Source organism: Streptomyces muensis (assembly GCF_021474425.1).
Classification (GTDB): Bacteria; Actinomycetota; Actinomycetes; order Streptomycetales; family Streptomycetaceae; genus Streptomyces; species Streptomyces muensis.
In genome coordinates this window covers 1-14525 of record NZ_JAKEIP010000213.1, presented here as the reverse complement: position 1 = coordinate 14525, position 14525 = coordinate 1, and the positions used below count along the sequence as shown (strand labels likewise).

Sequence of the window (14525 nt, the reverse complement as noted above, 5' to 3'; positions counted from 1 at the left end):
CACCACCTCCGCCTCCACCGGGCACGCCCCCGCCCCCGGCGTACGGGTTCTCGCCGGCATACGGATTCCCGCCACCGGCATACGGATTCTGCGGCACCCCATACGGCCCCTGCCCCTGCCCGTGCCTCTGCTGCGGCGGCTGCCCATACGCCCCGCCCCCCGGCTGATGCGCCGCGCAAGCGGCCACCGTGCCGAACGCCCGGTCCACCGAGCGCCGCAGCTCATGCACAAGCAGCAGATGCGCGAGCGACGCATCCCTGAACTCGACCTCGCGCAGCGCCAGCCGCACCCCCTGCACGGCGTCGTCCGCGAGCCGTCGCGCCTCGGCGAGCGAGGTACCGGTCGCGGCGAGCGGGTTCCACGCACCCGACTCGGCGTCGGCGACCCGGTCCTCCACGGCGTCCAGGAGGTGTGCCAGCCGTCCGAAGAGGCGCCCGGCCTCGGCGAGCGGCTCGGCGTTCTGCGGCCGTCCGGCCAGGACCGCGGTGTGCGCGAAGGCGGCGGCGGTCGCCGTCTCGGTCGGCTCGGTGACGGCGAGGATAGACGTCCCGATCCCGGCGAGCGTCTCGATGCCGATCTGCCGGTCCACGGCGTCGACGAGTACGGCGGTGTCGAACCCTACGGCCGAGCCGCTCCGCGCACCCGCCGCACCCCAGCCGGTGGCCACCCGGCGCGCGGCGAGCGCCACTGGTTTGCGGGCCAGCAGCCCGTCGCCGTCGGCCACATGGTCACGCACCTTGGCCGAGGCCAGCACCAGCGAGACGGCGGCGGCCAGTCGGGCGCCCTCGCCTTGCGCGACGGACGCGGTGCGCATACCGCGCAGCGGACACGGTCCGGCCGTACGCCGCAGTCCGCTGTCCTGACCGGCCTGAGCCTCTGTCAGAACGGAGATGAGGAGGCCGTCGTAGTTCGTCACGATCCGTGCGAACTGGCCGTGGTCCGAGCGCAGCGCGAGGCACAGCCCGCACAAATGCGCCATCCACTGGCCGGTGAGCTTCTCTCCGAGCCGATGACGGCAGGGCCTGACCATTCCGAACATGACGCTCCCCCGAGGTTCCTACGGCGTCCACGCGACGCTGAGCTGGCGCATCGTACCGAGCGGAGTAGTGAACACCACGGCGGGCTCGTTCACCCGTACGCACCTCACATCACCCATACGCCGTGAAGAATCATATTTCACTCACAGTCAGCAGCCGTACGTGGCATGCCCCTTGGGGTACACGGGCTCTCGACGTATTCGCTGTGCACCAGTACCGTCACAAACCCCCCGCGCGGCGTCTATCCACTTGGCGCGACGTCCGCATCATGGATGACCATAGGGATGCGGAATGGAAGAGAGACCGCTGTGAGAGGAGGCGTCCATGGGATCGGTGCGCAAGGCGAGTGCCTGGCTGGGCCTCGTTGACGACAACGATGACGAGCGTTACTACGACGACGACTACTCCGAGGGGACCGAGCCCGGGGATGCCTGGGTGACCGATCCGCGGGTCAAGGTGGCCACGGACGTCGCCGAGGAGAAGGGCCGCCGCATCGGCACGGTCACCCCGGACAGCTTCCGGGACGCCCGCGCCATCGGTGAGCTGTTCCGGGACGGGGTGCCGGTCATCATGAACCTCACGGCCATGGAGCCCGCCGACGCCAAGCGTGTCGTCGACTTCGCGGCCGGCCTCATCTTCGGTCTGCGCGGCTCGATCGACCGGGTGTCCAACCGGGTGTTCCTGCTGACCCCGGCCGACACGGAGATCATCAGCGGTGAGCGTGCGACCCACCGCGAGGACGGTTTCTACAACCAGAGCTGAGGCAGGGCCGTCCACCGGCCCTGCCCCCTCCTGGTGGGCTCACCGGAAGGCGTCGAGTCCGGTGAGCGCCTTGCCCAGCACCAACTGGTGCATCTCGACGGTGCCCTCGTAGGTGAGCACCGATTCGAGGTTGGTCGCGTGCCGCATGATCGGGTATTCGAGCGAGATCCCGTTGGCACCGAGGATCGTCCGGGACGTACGGCAGATGTCGATGGCCTCGCGGACGTTGTTGAGCTTGCCGAAGCTGACCTGCTCGGGACGCAGGCGGCCGGCGTCCATGCGCCGCCCCAGATGATGGGCGAGCAGAATCCCCTTGTGCAGTTCGAGCGCCATGTCGGCGAGCTTGGCCTGGGTGAGCTGAAAGCCCCCGATCGGCCGGCCGAACTGCTCCCGCGTCTTCGCGTAGTCGACGGCGGCCTCGAAACAGGACCGCGCCGCCCCCATGGCACCCCACACGATCCCGTACCGCGCGTGCGAGAGACAGCTGAGCGGCCCCTTGAGCCCCACGACCTCCGGCAGCACGGCATCGGCCGGCAGCCGTACGTCGTCCAGCACGAGCTCACTGGTGACGGAGGCCCGCAGCGACAGCTTGTGCTTGATCTCCGGTGCGGAGAACCCGGCGCTGTCGGCCGGCACGACGAACCCGCGGATCCCCTCCTCCGTCTGCGCCCACACGACGGCGACCCCGGCGACGGACCCGTTGGTGATCCACATCTTCCGCCCGCTGAGCACCCAGTCGGACCCGTCCCTCTTCGCGTACGTCCGCATGGAGGCGGGGTCGGAGCCATGGTCGGGCTCGGTCAGCCCGAAGCACCCGATGACCTCGCCGGAGGCCATGCGCGGCAGCCAGGTCTGCTTCTGCTCCTCGCTCCCGAACCGGTGGATGGCGTACATGGCGAGGGACCCCTGCACCGAGACCAGCGACCGGATCCCGGAGTCGGCCGCCTCCAGCTCCAGACAGGCGAGCCCGTACTGCACGGCGGAGGCCCCGGCGCACCCGTACCCGCTGAGCGACATCCCGAGGGCCCCGATCTCCCCGAGCTCCCGCGCCAGCTCCCGAATCCCCGGCAGCTCACCGCTCTCGTACCACTCGGCGACATACGGCACGACCCGATCCGCCGCCCACGCCCGCACGGTGCTCCGGATCGCCAGGTCCTCGGGTTCCAGGAGGTCGTCGATGCCGAGGGGATCGGCGGGGTCGAACGGGGGCAACTTCGAGGACGCGGACATGTGACACCCTCCGGCGGCGACTAAAACTAGCAGCGCTAGTTACGACTCTGGGCCAGACGCTACGACGGAGTGTCCCGCACGTCCAGTGCGCGACATGCCACGGACCGCAAGCCGCCGACGGCGATCAGCCCCCACAGGAGAGGTCCACCCGTCAATGAACGGGAAACGGGTGGTGCGTGGGCGGGCGAAGGCTGTTCAGGCGGAGACGCGGGACTCCACGACTTCCCTCGGCTTGGGCAGTTCCACCGCAGGCGCCTCACACTGCATCGCCCGCGGCAACCGCAACGCCATCACGGCCCCCAGCAACAACAACCCCGCACTCACCAGCAACGTCACATGCAGCCCGTGCACAAAACAGTCCCGGGCCGCCCGCTGCAGGGCCACCCCCGCAGGCCCGCCCAGCCGCGCAGCGACCTCGTACGCCTCACCCAGCGAGTGCGAGGCCGCCGCGGAGGCCGACGCCGGAACACCCGACACGTTCGCCAGCCCGGGGGCGTACGCCGCGTTCATCACGCTGCCCAGCAGCGCGATGCCGATCCCGGCGCCCAGCTGGTACGAGGTCTCGCCGATCGCCGCCGCCCCGCCGGCCTGGTCCTGCGGAGCCTCGCTCAGCATCGACTCGTACGCCCCGAAGAGCGTCGTCTCCAGCCCGAAGCCCAGCAGTACGAATCCGGACAGCAGCAGCGCGGGGTTGTCCTCGCCGCCCATCGCCGTCAGCAGCAGCACCGCCACGGCCGTCAGGACGAACCCGGCGCACACCATCCGCCGCGGCCCGAACCGCCGCAGCATCCGCGCGCCCGCGAGCCCGGCCGCCATCGCCGCGAAGGTCAGCGGCAGCAGCCGTAGCCCCGTCTCCAGCGGCGAGAGCCCCAGGACCAGCTGCAGATACTGCGCCGCGATCAGCTCAAGACCCACGAGCGCGAGCATCGCCAGCACGATGCACCCGACCGAGGTACTGAACGCCGGCCGCGCGAACATCCGCAGGTCCACCAGCGGATACTCGCGGCGCCGCTGTCGCCGTACGAAGAGGACCAGCAGCGCCGCGCCGGCCACCAGCGGTACCAGGGTGAGCAGGCTGGCCACCTGCTCCCCGCCGCCGAGCCGCTTGACGCCGAGCACCACGCCGAACAGCCCGGCCGCGGCCATCAGCGCGCCGACGACGTCCCAGGGGCCCTTGCCGTCGCCCTTGGACTCGGGCAGCAGCAGCCGTCCGACCGGAAGGCTGACCAGCATCAGCGGGATGTTGACGAGGAAGACCGAGCCCCACCAGAAGTGTTCGAGGAGGAAGCCGCCGAGCAGCGGTCCGACCGCCGCGCCGACCGCGGCCACGGCGCTCCAGATGCCGATGGCCAGGGCCCGCTCGCGCCGGTCGGGGAAGACCTGGCGCAGGATCGACAGCGTCGCGGGCATGATCATCGCGCCGCCGACGCCGAGCAGGGCGCGGGCCAGGATCAGTACCTGTGGGTCGTGCGCGAGGGCCGCGAGGCCGGAGGCGAGGCCGAAGAGGCCGTATCCGAGGAGCAGGACTCGTCTGCGGCCCACCCGGTCGCCGAGCGTGCCGAAGAGGATCAGCAGCGAGGCGCAGACGAGCGGATAGATGTCGACGATCCAGAGCAGCTCTATCGCGCCGGGCCTGAGGTCCTCGGTGACGGCGGGCACGGCCACGTGCAGCACGGTCGCGTCGACCGCGACGAGCAGCAGGCTGACGCAGAGGACGACGAGGACGACCCAGCGGTTTGCACCGGCCCCGGCCGCCCGACGGCGCAGCGCAGCGGCAGCCGTGGTCGTCCCGGACATGTACGTACCTCCCAGATGTTCCCTCGCCCCCGGCGGTCACACGGGGTGGGGACTCCCCGTGGCCCGGCCGGAGAGGAGCGGTGGTCTCCGGCCCACGCTACGAAGGGCGAGTGACTCGTCAGAGTACGCGAGTCCGTCTCGGTGCCGAGTGGCGGACCTCTCAGACTCCCCTCGAACGCGTGTGGCGTACGCCACACGGTTCCTTGATCGACCCCACTCCGGACGGTGAGCTTCAGGAGAAGTCCGCCCCAGCATTCGGTGAACGAATTCATAAGCAGTGAAAAACGGACCGCCGGAATGATCAAAGGAATTGAAGGAGGTAGCCCCGGATGATTACGGATTCCTTGGAAATAAACCGTCGCCTGAGAGGAATCCCACATCACATCGTCATCACAAAGCCGTGGAATCGCCGTTGAACTGCGCTCACTCGCTGTAACGTCGATTGGGTGCGTACCGAACGAAAGCTGACCCGTCTGGACCGGGTCTTCGCCAGGCTGGACCGGGAGCCGGAACGCCCGGCCCACATCGATGTGCCGCGGATGACGCGGCACAGGATCGTGCTGTTCGCATCGACCCTGGCCTTCTACGCGGCCATCGTGTGGGCCATCGTCATCACCTCCTGGCTGGTCCGGCTCGACTGGCAGGTCATGTTCTTCCGGCCGTACCAGCAGTGGGCCGAGATTCACGCCTTCATCGACTACTACGTGGTGCTCGGCCAGCGCGGCCCGACCGCCGTGATGATCGCGGCCTGGCTGGGCTGGCGCTCCTGGCGACAGCACACACTGCGCCCGCTGCTCGCGCTCGGCGTCTCGCTGCTGCTGCTGAACGTCACGGTCGGCGCCGCCAAGATCGGCATGGGCCGCCTCGGACCGCACTACGCGACGACGGTCGGCTCGAACGAGATGTGGCTCGGCGGCGATATATTTCCCAGCGGCCACACCGCCAACGCCGTGGTGACCTGGGGAATCCTGGCCTATCTGGCCTCGACCCCGAGAGCGCGCCGCTGGCTGTCGGCCCTGTCGGCGGTGACCTCGCTGGGCGTGGGCCTGTCCACCGTCTACCTCGGTACGCACTGGCTGAGCGATGTGCTGCTCGGCTGGGCCGCCGGACTGCTCATCCTGCTCGCCCTGCCGTGGTTCGAGCCGCTGATCGCCCGGTCCGAGGCCTGGATCTTCGAGCTGCGCGACCGCTGGCGCGAGCGCCGCAGCGCCACGGCAGCCCTGCCGGCCGCCCCGGTCGAGGCCCCGGTGCTGCTCAAGCCGCGTCCGGTGGGCGCCGAGGACGAGGCCGCGGCACGCGAGGCGGCCCCCGTGGCCCGCTCGCCCCGGCCGGCCGTCCATCCGCCCGCCTACCTGGCCCCCGGCCCGCACACGGCCCGCGCGGAGCGCACCCCGGTCACCCCGGCCGGCAGCCGCCGCCCGCCGCACACGGACCGCATCCCACGCGGCGCGGCCCAGACGGCCCGCCCTCTCACGGGCGGCTGACCGCCCGGACGGCGGGGCCCGGTACGCACAACCGCCCCGCGGGTCCGCACGGCGAAGGCCCCGGCTCCTCCACAGGAGCCGGGGCCTTTCCGCTGAAACCGGCCCTTCGGCCGTTCGTCGGCGTTTGTCAGCCCTTCCAGGCCCGCGCCACCTGGCCGTCCTTCACCTCGAAGTTCAGGCGACCGCTCCGGTACTCCATGGTGATGATCGCCCCCGGCGGCAGCGAACGCACCGTCGGCCACCCCCGGTCACGGGCGAGTCGCTCGGCCCGGTCGGCGTCCAGACCGACATAAGTGTCCGGGCTGTCCTGCGGTTCGGCGGGGGGATTCGGAATGGGTGCCATGCCGCCACGCTAGGGCCTGGGCGCGGGTTCCGGCCAGAGCGGACAGAGAACCTTTGTAGCGGCCATCCAGGTCACACGTACCTCTCGGGTCACGCTTTTGTCACAGAATCACGACACGCGTTTCGACCACTCTTCGTCACACGGACGGGCGGTTCCCTAGGCCTTCCGCAGGCATTCGATCGTAATTTCCGCGTGTCGCGCCGACCCGGCCAATAGCCCGGAGGAAAAGTTCCCCGGGAACTGCCGCCGACCCCTTTTCCCGCCGCCGCGACATTGGGTGCCGCCGCGGCGGGCGTGCGGGCCGCGGGATCCGATGCCGCACAGAAAATACATGGTTCCGACACAGAAACCCCGTACGCCCCCTGTCGGAGCGCCGTCGACGCGAGCATCATGGCGTGAGCTCGCGTCGGCGCGTGCGGCGCGGGCTTCAGCGGGCCCGGGGCGCGACGAGCGAAGGGGCGAGCGAGCGATGGGGACGCAGACCGTACCGGCGACGGCACGACCCATGCGAGGCCGACAGCCCGGCGGCCGTGTGGTCGTCGACTGGCTGACCACCACCGACCACAAGAAGATCGGCCACCTCTACCTGATCACGTCGTTCCTGTTCTTCCTGGCCGGCGGTGTCATGGCGCTGCTGATGCGGGCCGAACTGGCTCGGCCGGGCATGCAGTTGCTGAGCAACGAGCAGTTCAACCAGCTGTTCACCATGCACGGCACGATCATGCTGCTGCTGTTCGCGACCCCGACCTTCGCGGGCTTCGCCAACGAGCTGATGCCGCTCCAGATCGGCGCCCCGGACGTGGCCTTCCCGCGGCTGAACATGTTCTCGTACTGGCTGTTCCTGTTCGGCGGGCTGATCGTGATGGGCTCGCTGATCGTGCCGGACGGCCCGGCCTCCTTCGGATGGTTCGCCTACGCGCCGCTGAACAGCCTAGAGCGCTCGCCCGGCATCGGCCCCGACCTGTGGATCATGGGCCTGGCGCTGGCGGGCTTCGGCACGATCCTCGGCGCGGTCAACTTCATCACCACGATCATCGGGATGCGCGCCCCCGGCATGACGATGTTCCGGATGCCGATCTTCGTGTGGAACACCCTGTTCACGTCGATCCTGATCCTGATGGCGTTCCCGGTGCTGGCCGCGGCCCTGCTGGTGCTGGAGGCGGACCGCCGGTTCGGCTCGGTGGTGTTCGAGGCGGGCAACGGCGGTGCGCTGCTGTGGCAGCACCTGTTCTGGTTCTTCGGGCATCCCGAGGTGTACATCATCGCGCTGCCGTTCTTCGGCATCATCAGCGAGATCATCCCGGTCTTCTCGCGCAAGCCGATGTTCGGCTACCTGACGCTGGTCGCGGCGACGATGGCGATCACCGGTCTGTCGATCGTGGTGTGGGCGCACCACATGTTCGTCACCGGCGCGGTGCTGCTGCCGTTCTTCTCCTTCATGAGCTTCCTGATCGCGGTGCCGACCGGCGTGAAGTTCTTCAACTGGACCGGGACCATGATCAAGGGCTCGCTGTCCTTCGAGACACCGATGCTGTGGGCGACCGGCTTCCTGGTGACGTTCCTGTTCGGCGGCCTGACCGGGGTGATCCTCGCCTCCCCGCCGATGGACTTCCATGTCTCCGACTCGTACTTCGTCGTCGCCCACTTCCACTACGTCGTCTTCGGCACGGTCGTCTTCGCGATCTTCGCCGGGTTCCACTTCTGGTGGCCGAAGTTCACCGGGAAGATGCTCGACGAACGGCTCGGCAAGATCCACTTCTGGACGCTGTTCGTCGGCTTCCACACCACGTTCCTGGTGCAGCACTGGCTGGGCGCGGAGGGCATGCCGCGCCGCTATGCCGACTATCTCGCCGCCGACGGCTTCACGGCGCTGAACACGGTCTCGACGATCGGCGCGTTCCTGCTCGGCCTGTCCACGCTGCCGTTCCTCTACAACGTCTGGAAGACCGCCAAGTACGGCAAGAAGGTCGAGGTCGACGACCCCTGGGGCTACGGCCGCTCCCTGGAGTGGGCCACCTCCTGCCCGCCCCCGCGGCACAACTTCAACGCGCTGCCGCGGATCCGCTCCGAGTCCCCGGCGTTCGACCTGCATCATCCGGCGCACGCGCTGGAGGCTCCGCAGCCCGAGCCAAGGAGCGAGCAAGCAGGCCGTGAGCCGTCCTGATCCGCGCCACGAGCTCGGCCGGCTCCAGGACCTCGAACTCGAAGCCCATCAGCATCACATGGATCACCATCACATCGAGGCTTCCGGCGCCGGTGCGCAGCAGGCAGCTGTCGGGGCCGTCCGCCTCCAGTTGCCCGTCGGACGGTGAGATGTGCTCGGCGGCCTCCTGCAGGGGCACCAGCAGCCGGATGACGGCATGCGAGGCGTACGCGTGCGTGGAGACGCCCCGGGAGACGTACGCGGCGAGGTCCTCGGCGGGCGGGGTGCGCGGGGTGAAGCGCGGGCCGTGCGGGGGCCTGGGCGTGATGCGGTCGACGCGGAACGTCCGCCAGTCCTCGCGGTCGAGGTCCCAGGCGACCAGGTACCAGCGGCGCTCGCTGCACACCAGGCGATGCGGTTCGACGGTACGGCGGGTGGGGGCGCCCTCGTGGTCGCGGTACTCGAATCTGAGGCGCTCGGAGTCCCGGCAGAGGTTGGCCAGCTCGGTCAGGACGGCCGGGTCGACGGTGGAGGGCTGGGGGCCGCGCAGCATCGGCACGGTGAAGGCGTTGAGGGCGCCCACGCGGCGGCGCAGCCGGTTCGGCAGGACCTGTTCCAGTTTGGCGAGGGCCCTTACGGAGGTCTCGCCTATGCCCTCGATGCCGTGGCCGGCGGCGGTGCGCAGGCCTACGGCGACGGCGACTGCCTCGTCGTCGTCCAGGAGGAGGGGTGGCAGTTCGGCGCCGGCGCCCAGTTGGTAGCCGCCGCCGGTGCCGGGGGTGGCGTTGACCGGGTAGCCGAGTTCGCGTAGGCGGTCGACGTCTCGGCGGATGGTGCGTGGGGTGACGCCGAGGCGGTCGGCGAGTGCGGCTCCGGACCATTCTCGGTGGGACTGGAGGAGGGAGAGCAGCCGCAGGAGTCTGGCCGACGTGTCCAACATGGGGCGCCTAGTAGCTCGGGGGGACGGGTTCGCGGGCGAGTGCGGGTTTATTGTGGCTGGTCGCGCAGTTCCCCGCGCCCCTTGGGGGCGTTGCCTCTAACCGGCATTCGACGCTCAGGTTGCCTTGTCGTGTCTCGTACGGGACTCGAGACGCGAGGGCGTCCACCTTCATGGCACCCGGCGCCAAGCGGTGAGCCTCTCCCTGCGTCACGCGCGCGTACGCGTCCCAGTGGCCCTCCGGGAGGGCGACGCTGCTGGGGAGGGCGGCGCGTAGGCGGCCTTGTGTGGCCGGGGTCAGGGGCAGGGTGACCTCTTCGTGGCCCTCGCGGTGGCGCAGGACCAGGTGGGCCGTCTCGGTGGCCCCGGCCGCCGTGACGTCGAAGGTCAGTCCGCCGGCCGAATCCGCGATGCAGTCGGCGCGCAGTGGTGCTGCCTGCGGCACGGGCGTCATACGCTGCGGTTCCTCCCTCGGCTCTGTGGGCTCTCACGGTTGGACCGGCGATACGGCCCTTTGGTTGCCCGTCACGGCTCGTACGAAAGTTGCGGCACCTCGAAGCATGTGCTGTTCATGTCTCCTTGGGAGATCCAGCCCCGGCCGTCCTCCCAACGGGCCACCGACAGACAGCTCCGGCGGCTCTTCGGCGGCTCGGCCAGCCGCTCGAACCTGACGGGGATCAGCAGGCCGTCGGCGGTGTATCCCTGGCTGCGGTTCATGAAGTCGTCGACGCACGCGCGCGTGATGCCCTGTCCGGCGCACGACTTCGCCGCGTCCGTGAACCACTTGGCCGCCGCCCAGCCCTCCAACTGCCACTGGGAGTGCGTCTTCAGCCCCTTGGTGGCGTCCCGGAACTCCCGTACGGCGGCCTGCCGCGTGTCGTCGTGGTTGCGGGACGACCCGGTCGCCCACAGGGCGTTGCGGCAGCGTGGGGCGTCCTTGTAGTCGTCGGCGACGGTGGACGTCCAGTTCTGGACGTTCGTGACCTTGGCGGTGACCTCGGCGCCGACGTCGTCCATCGCCTCGCACAACCGGGCGTTGCCGTGGGTGTCGATGGCGTCGAAGACGAGGTCGGCGCCCTGCTCCTTCAGATCGGCGGCCACCGCGCGGAAGTTGGGCAGCGCGAAGTCGACCTGCTCGGTGACGACCTTGTAGCCCTCGGCCTTCAGTCCCCGCTCTACGAGCCGGGCGTAGGCGGCGGACGCGGGCTGGTTGTAGGAGACGACGGCGGCCGTACGGGCGCCGTGCTCGCGTTTGAAGTAGCGGTAGACCTCGGTGCCGCCGTACTGCTTGCCGTCCCATCCGGTGGTGCCGTCGCGGGGTGCGAGGCTGCCGTAGATGCCGTAGAGGTGCGGGTAGGTGTCGTAGGCGGACCCGATGGGCTGGCCGCCGATGTCGGGCACGCGCGCGCGTGCGACGCGGGAGGCGCCGGCGTAGTCCAGGGCGGTGGTGGCGACCAGGGCGACGACCTCGTCCTCGTCGATCAGCCGGTGCACGCACTCGTTGTTGCCGACGCCGCTGCCGCCGTCGTCGCACTCGCGCACCTCGACTTGGCGGCCGTCGATGCCGCCGCGCGCGTTGAGGCGGTCGAAGTACGCCTTGGCGCCATCGCGGGGGCCGGTGAAGGCGTTGCCGCCGACCGGGCTGGTGGCGCCAGCGATGACGCCGACCCGGATCGGGGTGCGGTCGCCGGGCGGCGCCGGTGAGCTGCCGCGGTCGCGGTGCTCGAAGTCGCTCTCCGGCAGCCTGCTGCCGCACGCCGTGCCCAGAGCCAGCAGCATCACGACGATCGCCGCCTCAGCACCCCGGGATCGGCGACCCATTGCCGCTCATCTGGACCAGCGCGCACAGCGTCTTGACGGACACCTTCCAGGTGCCGTCCTGTTCGACCGCGGTCCCGGAGGCGTCGGGCAGGGCGGTCGCGCCCTTGAGTGTCAGGTCGTAGGTCACGTTCGCCTCGGTCGGCGAGGTGAACTCGACCTTGGAGACCTTCGCCTCGACCTGCCCGCCGCGCTCGTCCCCGCTGAACGCCTGGAGGACCGGCCCCATCCGGTCGCCGTTCTCCAGCACGGCCTGCTTCTCCTCCGTGGACGTCGCCGGGTCGAAGAACTTCTGCCAGTTCTGCTTGATCTCCGTCTCGGCCGCCCCCGCGTCGGCCGGTGCCGTGGCCGCCGGGGTCGTCCGCTCGACGGTCGGTGCCGGCGGCGAAGCGTTGCCGCCGCCACCCTCGTCGTCGCTGCACGCGGCGAGGGCCGGGGCGAGGAAGAGGATCAGGGCGGCCACCGGTGCGGCCCCCCGTCCCCTGAGTGTGCTGCTCCGCCTGACGTCGCTCCCGAGAACCATCTGGCTCACCACCGGGTGTCGATCCGGGCTGGGTGCGCCCGGTGCTTTCAGGGTCAGCTTGCAGAAGGCATAGTGCAAGCCATTGGCTGACATGGACAGGTACATGCACCGAACCCGATGTGCGTGCGCCGAAAACCGACGTGTGGGAGCCAGCGATGCGGACAGTGCGACTGCGGACCGTGCACCCCGTCCTGTGGGCCGGCTGGGCCGCGCTCGCCGCCGGCGCGGTGCTGTGCGTCATCGGCTGGTACGGCGTGTCCGGCGAGCGGTTCGCCGAGCGGCAGCTGCCGTATCTCGCGTCCTGCACGGTCCCCGGCGCCGCGCTGATCATCGCCGCTTCGGTACTGCTGACCCACGGCCGGGGCGCGCTCGCCGCCGCGCGCGTGGAGGAGCTGTACGGCCTTCTGGTGGCCGTGGAGCCGGCCGACGCGGAGAACTCCGGACCGGCGGCCGCGGCGCCGCAGGCGGTCAGCGGGGACCTGCTGATGGTGCCAGGCGGCACCCTCTGGCATCGCGCGGACTGCCCGCTGGTCGCCGGGAAGGCGGAGGCCGTGCCCGTCGACGCGAAGCTGGTGAGGAGCGGTGAACTGGGCCCGTGCCCGATCTGTGAGCCCGCCGAGGCGGACGACTGAAGCGGACGACGATGTCCTCGCTGACGTACGACCTCACCCTGGCCGGTCTGTCGGTCGGCAGCGCCGCCGCGCTCACCGGCATCGGTCTGGTGGTCACCTACCGGGCGACGGGCGTGCTGAACTTCGCGCACGGCGCCATCGCGATGGTGTGCGCGTACGCGCTGCGGCAGTGCGTGGTCGAGTGGGGCTGGCCGCTGTGGGCGGGCGCGACGGTGACGCTGCTGGTCCTCGCGCCCGGCATCGGGGTGGCGCTGGAACGGTTCGTCTTCCGGCCGCTCGCGATCCTGGGCGGCGACCCGGCGCAGACCCTGGTCGCGTCCATCGGCGTGTTCGTGCTGCTGGTGGGCGGCGCGGTCCTGCTGTGGGGCCAGGGGGCGCGGGACGACGCGCCGGAGCTGGTCTCGGCCGATCCCTGGGGACAGCTGGCGGTGGCGTTGCTGCTGGCGGCCGGTGTCACAGCGGTCATCCGCTGGACGCGCTTCGGCCGGGAACTGCGGGCCGTGGTCGACGACCGGCAGCTGGCCGTCCTCGGGGGCATCGACGCGGACCGGGTGGCGGCGGCGGGCTGGGCGTTCGGCTCGTTCACGGCGGGCCTGACGGGCGTACTGCTGGCCCCGTACGTGCGTCTGGACCCGTACGGCATGCCGCTGCTGGTCATGGAGGTGGTCGCGGTCGCGGTGGCCGCCAGGATGCGCAGCCTCCCGGTCGCGGTGCCGGCGGCACTGACGATCGGGGTCGCCCAGAGCCAGCTGACGCGCCTGCACCCCTCGGGCTGGGCCGCACCCCTCCTCCAGGCCATCAGCACGAACCTCTTCGTCGTCGCCCTGCTGATCGCCGCCCTGGCCCTCCCCCGGGTCGGCACCCGTGACGCCCTCCCCCGCACGGCCACCGCGCGCGTCCCGACGCCTCCGGGCGCCTGGATCGTGGCGGTCGTGCTCTTCCTGCTCCCCCTCGGCTTCGCGGGCTCGGACCTGCATACGTCGGTGCAGGTACCGGCGCTGGCCGTGGTGCTGCTCTCCCTGGTCGTCGTCACGGGCCGCGGCGGCCAGATCTCCCTCGGCCAGGCGGCGTACGCGGGCCTGGGCGCCCTGTTCACGGCCCTGCTGGCGGCGGGCCGCTTCCCCGGCCTGCCGCGCCTGCCGGAGCTGGCGGCCCTGGCACTGGCGGTCGTCCTGGTGGCTCCCCTGGGCCTGCTCACCGGCTGGCCCGCGATCAGCCGCCGGGGCCTGGCGCTGGCGCTGGTGACCTTCGCGGTCGGCGTCGGCGTGAGCCGCTTCGTCTTCGCCCAGCCGTACGCGATCTCGGGCCTGTCCCTGGGCCGCCCGACGGGCTTCGAGGGCGACCGCGCGTACTACGTCCTGGAGCTGCTGCTCCTGGCTGCCGCCCTCTGCACGACCTGGCTGCTGCGCCGGGGCCGCACGGGCCGGGCCCTGGCCGCGATGCGCGACCACGAGTCCGGGGCATCCGCGGCGGGCGTCCAGGTCCCCGCCCTCAAGCTCCTCGCCTTCGTCTCGGGCGCCGCCCTGGCGGCCCTGGGCGGCGGCCTGCTCGGCATGGGCCTGCGCGCCTTCGACCCCTCCGCCTACGACCCCGTCCGCGGCCTCCTCTGGTTCGCCGCCGTGATCGTCCTCGGCGCCGACAGCACCCTCGGCGCCCTGGCCGCCGCAGCCCTCCTGGTCGGCCTCGACGCGGGCACGCGCGGCGGAGTGGCGGCGGCCCTGATCGGCGTACTGGCGGTGCTGGTGGGCCGCTTTCCCGGGGGCCCGTACGAGGCGTGGCGGTCGCGTGCGGGGCGGGGGCCGGGTCGCCGCCTGACGGC

The 14525-nt window shown here is 70.9% G+C and carries 12 protein-coding genes and 1 pseudogene; 5 read left to right on the top strand and 8 right to left on the bottom strand.

Annotation, left to right across the window (positions count from 1 at the left end; genetic code table 11):
* Nucleotides 1-1039 (bottom strand): DUF5685 family protein (locus L0P92_RS33580; RefSeq protein WP_234766831.1); only part of this gene is annotated, 1039 nt, incomplete at its 3' end.
* Between the two features lie 322 nt (nucleotides 1040-1361).
* On the opposite strand from L0P92_RS33580, the gene L0P92_RS33575 reads away from it, so the two are divergent.
* The gene (locus tag L0P92_RS33575; protein WP_234766830.1) at nucleotides 1362-1799 is read left to right on the top strand and encodes a cell division protein SepF; all 438 of its coding nucleotides are present in this window, start codon (nucleotides 1362-1364) and stop codon (nucleotides 1797-1799) included.
* Nucleotides 1800-1838: 39 nt separating this feature from the next.
* Here the strand turns inward: L0P92_RS33575 and L0P92_RS33570 are convergent, their stop codons facing one another.
* On the bottom strand, nucleotides 1839-3029 hold the full coding sequence (locus L0P92_RS33570) for an acyl-CoA dehydrogenase family protein (protein ID WP_234766829.1): 1191 nt from the start codon (nucleotides 3027-3029) through the stop codon (nucleotides 1839-1841).
* Nucleotides 3030-3224: 195 nt separating this feature from the next.
* Nucleotides 3225-4826 carry an MFS transporter gene (locus L0P92_RS33565; protein WP_234766828.1) on the bottom strand — a complete coding sequence of 534 codons (1602 nt, stop codon included), beginning with the start codon at nucleotides 4824-4826 and terminating at the stop codon, nucleotides 3225-3227.
* A 446-nt stretch (nucleotides 4827-5272) separates the two neighbouring features.
* Between L0P92_RS33565 and L0P92_RS33560 the strand changes: the two genes are divergently transcribed.
* Nucleotides 5273-6310, top strand: coding sequence for a phosphatase PAP2 family protein (locus L0P92_RS33560; RefSeq protein WP_234766827.1), 1038 nt, complete (start codon nucleotides 5273-5275; stop codon nucleotides 6308-6310).
* A 127-nt stretch (nucleotides 6311-6437) separates the two neighbouring features.
* Here the strand turns inward: L0P92_RS33560 and L0P92_RS33555 are convergent, their stop codons facing one another.
* Nucleotides 6438-6653, bottom strand: a complete 216-nt coding sequence (locus L0P92_RS33555) for an I78 family peptidase inhibitor (protein WP_234766826.1) — start codon at nucleotides 6651-6653, stop codon at nucleotides 6438-6440.
* 313 nt (nucleotides 6654-6966) lie between these two features.
* Between L0P92_RS33555 and ctaD the strand changes: the two are divergent.
* Nucleotides 6967-8697: pseudogene (ctaD, locus tag L0P92_RS33550) on the top strand (aa3-type cytochrome oxidase subunit I); the annotation flags it as partial.
* On the opposite strand, the gene L0P92_RS33545 reads toward ctaD, so the two are convergent.
* The 4 genes from L0P92_RS33545 to L0P92_RS33530 form a co-directional block, all read right to left on the bottom strand.
* On the bottom strand, nucleotides 8696-9736 hold the full coding sequence (locus L0P92_RS33545) for a helix-turn-helix transcriptional regulator (RefSeq protein ID WP_234766825.1): 1041 nt from the start codon (nucleotides 9734-9736) through the stop codon (nucleotides 8696-8698). The pseudogene ctaD and the gene L0P92_RS33545 sit on opposite strands and share 2 nt — an antisense overlap.
* A 7-nt stretch (nucleotides 9737-9743) precedes the next feature.
* Nucleotides 9744-10187, bottom strand: coding sequence for a hypothetical protein (locus tag L0P92_RS33540; protein WP_308289780.1), 444 nt, complete (start codon nucleotides 10185-10187; stop codon nucleotides 9744-9746).
* 71 nt (nucleotides 10188-10258) lie between these two features.
* Nucleotides 10259-11554, bottom strand: a complete 1296-nt coding sequence (locus L0P92_RS33535; protein WP_234766824.1) for an ABC transporter substrate-binding protein — start codon at nucleotides 11552-11554, stop codon at nucleotides 10259-10261.
* On the bottom strand, nucleotides 11529-12074 hold the full coding sequence (locus L0P92_RS33530) for an MTB12 C-terminal domain-containing protein (RefSeq protein ID WP_234766823.1): 546 nt from the start codon (nucleotides 12072-12074) through the stop codon (nucleotides 11529-11531). The genes L0P92_RS33535 and L0P92_RS33530 overlap by 26 nt, the downstream gene beginning before the upstream one ends.
* A 155-nt stretch (nucleotides 12075-12229) precedes the next feature.
* Between L0P92_RS33530 and L0P92_RS33525 the strand changes: the two genes are divergently transcribed.
* Nucleotides 12230-12706: a hypothetical protein gene (locus L0P92_RS33525; RefSeq protein ID WP_234766822.1), complete on the top strand. Its 477-nt coding sequence runs from the start codon at nucleotides 12230-12232 to the stop codon at nucleotides 12704-12706.
* 11 nt (nucleotides 12707-12717) lie between these two features.
* The coding region (locus L0P92_RS33520; protein WP_234766821.1) for an ABC transporter permease subunit at nucleotides 12718-14525 on the top strand (1808 nt) is incomplete at its 3' end.